At 76.5% G+C, this 2,949-nt stretch carries 1 protein-coding gene and 2 pseudogenes; 2 read left to right on the forward strand and 1 reads right to left on the reverse strand.

Annotation, left to right across the window (positions count from 1 at the left end):
• Positions 1-750 precede the first annotated feature (750 nt).
• Positions 751-2,028 (reverse strand): annotated as a pseudogene (locus tag AB0O82_RS38560) (serine/threonine-protein kinase); the annotation flags it as partial.
• Between the two features lie 408 nt (positions 2,029-2,436).
• On the opposite strand from AB0O82_RS38560, the gene AB0O82_RS38565 reads away from it, so the two are divergent.
• A complete protein-coding gene (locus AB0O82_RS38565) occupies positions 2,437-2,634 on the forward strand; it encodes a hypothetical protein (protein WP_363589710.1) in 198 nt (65 codons plus the stop codon).
• Positions 2,635-2,856: 222 nt separating this feature from the next.
• Positions 2,857-2,949 (forward strand): annotated as a pseudogene (locus AB0O82_RS38570) (glutamine amidotransferase); the annotation flags it as partial.

Below are 2,949 nucleotides of genomic sequence, written 5' to 3' on the forward strand. Positions count from 1 at the left end.
GCCTCCCCGGGGGCGGGAGCTCTCATCACACAGGAAGCGGGAAGCGGGAAGTCGGCCTGGCCGACTTCCCGCGCCGCGGCCTTCCCGTGCTCAGCCCGCCGCGGCGGTGGGCGGAGCCGGAGCGGCGGCCGGGGGCTGGGTGGCGGGGCCGGAGGCGCCGGGCCAGGACTCGTCCAGGGTGCCGTCGGCACGGACGGTGTAGCGGGTCGAGGTGGTCGCGCCGGTCGCGGCGACCCGCTCCTCGCGGACGACCGTCCCGCCGTCGAGCCGCCAGGTGGCCGTCGCCTGCGGGTCGGCCGCCGAGGTGCGGGAGGTGGCGGCGACCGGGGTGTCCCCGGTGAAGGAGAAGAGCTGGACGAGGTCGACCGGCACCGAGCCCTCGGCCCGCCGCAGGACGACGACCGCTGCCGGGGCGCCCTTGTACCGGGCGGGCAGCACGGAGCTGAGCACGACCTGCGGGCCGGCCCCGACCGACCGGCCGTCCCGGAGCGCGATGCCGGGCCCGCCGGCCCCGTCGGGGTAGCTGCGGTTGGGCCAGTCCACCACCGGCCCCGGTCCGTACGGGGGCGCCAACGGGCTGTCGCCCGCGCCGCCGTGTGCGGCCGCAGCCGCGGCGGACGGGGTGGCCGGAGGCTGGGCGGCGGGGGGCTGGGCCGCGGCGGCCCCGTCCACCGAGGTCCCCGTCACGGCCTGCGCGCCGCCCGCGGCGGGCGCACTGGCGGTGTACCCACCGGAGGGCCGCAGGCCCTGCTTGCTGCGGTTCTCGCACCCCTGGGCGGCCGCGATGGCCAGCGCGACGCCGAGCGTCACGGTGACGAAGACCACGAGCCGCTGCCGCAGCAGCCGCTGCCGCGCGTTGCCGGGCCGCCCGCCGGGGGCGGGGGTGTGCTGGCGGTCCCGGGGGTGCCCGCGGTCGCGGGTGCCGGGCCGGCCGGGGGGTGGGGTGTGCGGTCGCTCCCGCAGCGGGCGGGTCACCGGTGTGGCCTCGGGCCGGGGGAGCGGGGCGGTGGCCGCCTGCGAGCGCCGGGCCGCGGCCGCCGCGGCGGCCCGGGACCGTGCAGGGGCGGCGGGTTCGGGGGAGCGCCCGGGCGCGGGCACACCGTGCCGGGCGCCGTCGGGGGCGGGCTGGGCCGCCGGGCCCGCCGGGGCGGGTGCCGCCGCCCGCCCGTGGCCGGGCCGCGCGGCCCGGGTGGCGGTTCCGGCTGCCGCCCCGCGCGCCGCGAGTTCGCTGAGGCGCTCGTGCAGCGCGGCCGCGCCGGGCCGTTCGGCGGGTTCCTTGGCGAGACAGGCGCGGATGAGCGGTGCCAGCGGCGTGGGTACGGCGGACAGGTCGGGTTCCTCGTGGACGACCCGGTAGAGCATGACTTCGGAGGACGCCCCGGATCCGAACGGGGTGTCACCGGTGAGCGCGTAGGCGAGGGTGGCCCCGAACGCGAACACGTCGGTGGCGGGGGTGACGGCGGCGCCGCGGACCTGTTCGGGCGCGAGGAAGCCGGGGGAGCCGACGGCGGTGCCGACGTGGGTGAGGGTGCTGGCGCCGCGCGACCAGGCGATGCCGAAGTCGATGATGCGCGGGCCCCGCGGCGAGAGCAGGATGTTGGAGGGCTTGAGGTCGCGGTGGACGACCCCGGCCTCGTGCACCTTGACCAGCCCGTCGGCGAGTGCGGCGCCGATCCGGGCGGCCTCGGGCCAGCTCAGCGGCCCTTCGTCGCCGACCTGCTTGTAGAGGGAGGGCCCGGGCACGTACGCGGTGGCGAGCCAGGGGCGGTCGGCCTCGATGTCGGAGCCGACGACGCGGGCGGTGCAGCCGCCCCGGATGCGGGAGGCGGCGGCGATCTCGCGGGCGAAGCGGGTGCGGAACTCCTGGTCCTCGGCGAGTTCGGCGCGGATCAGCTTGAGGGCGACGCGCTGTCCGCGGCGGTCGGAGCCGAGGTAGACCACGCCCATGCCGCCGGCGCCCAGTCGCCGGTGCAGGCGGTACGGCCCGACGATGCGGGGGTCCTCACGCCTCAGCCGCATCATCGCCATGTTTCGTTCCCCGTCAGCCTGTGGGTGAGGCCCCGTCGGTTGGGACATCGTCAGTTCCTGTCTGGCACAGCTTACGGACTGCCCCCTGCGGTGTGCTGATACGCAACACCTCAAGCAGCCGTGTGATTGTCGGATCGTGCGCTGACCCGCAGGTCATAGGGGTGCCGAAGCGTTTCTCGGGGTTGCCCCTCAGGGTTCCCCCGGGGGTGCGGCCAAGGCTCCCTCCCCCTGCGGTAGTACGCCTGAAGTCTGAGCGTCATCCTCCGGGATGCCCGAGGAACAGTACGACGGCATGACGCCCGGACGGCCCCCTGAGCAATAGCGTTGTGTTCAGCGGTGGACGGGGAGCTCGTCCCCCGAGGTAAGCCGTTCACCGCGCCAACTCGACCGGACCACAGGAGTAAGGGCATGGCACCGCAGCTCACGGGAGACCCCCGCCGTCGGTCGGCCGTCGTCCAGTCCCGGTCGGCCGAGCAGCCCACCAGGCACCCGGCCGTGGCACTGGCCATGGCCCTGCCGTGCGCGGTGCTGCTGGTGCTGCTCTTCGGCGGTTGGGATCAGATGGCGAACCAGGCTCAGGCCGTCGCCGATCTGATCGGCCGCTGAGATCACGCCGGCCCCGACGGGGTCGGCCACAGAACGGGCACTGATCCCCTGGGGACGGGGAGCAGTGCCGCCGGGGAGGCCGCGGCCGTGATGACACGCGGACGGGCGTGAGCGGTGCGCAGAGCGCCCCGGCAGGCGGAGACGCCGCGTACGGACGTCGGTGAGGGCGACCGTACGCGGCTCTTCTCTTTTCCCGCAGCCGTCTTTCCCGCGGCCGTCGTCCAGGGCGTCACCCACCTCGGCCAGGGCGTCCAGCCGCTGGCCACCGTGGTCGCCGGCCGGGGCAACGGCACCGGCGACGGCACCGAGGGCGCC

This window comes from Kitasatospora sp. NPDC088264 (genome assembly GCF_040685715.1).
Lineage (GTDB): Bacteria > Actinomycetota > Actinomycetes > Streptomycetales > Streptomycetaceae > Kitasatospora.

Coding starts and splice junctions, on each gene's coding strand:
- AB0O82_RS38565 (WP_363589710.1), top strand. CDS start 2,437: ATGGCACCGCAGCTCACGGGAGACCCCCGCCGTCGGTCGGCCGTCGTC.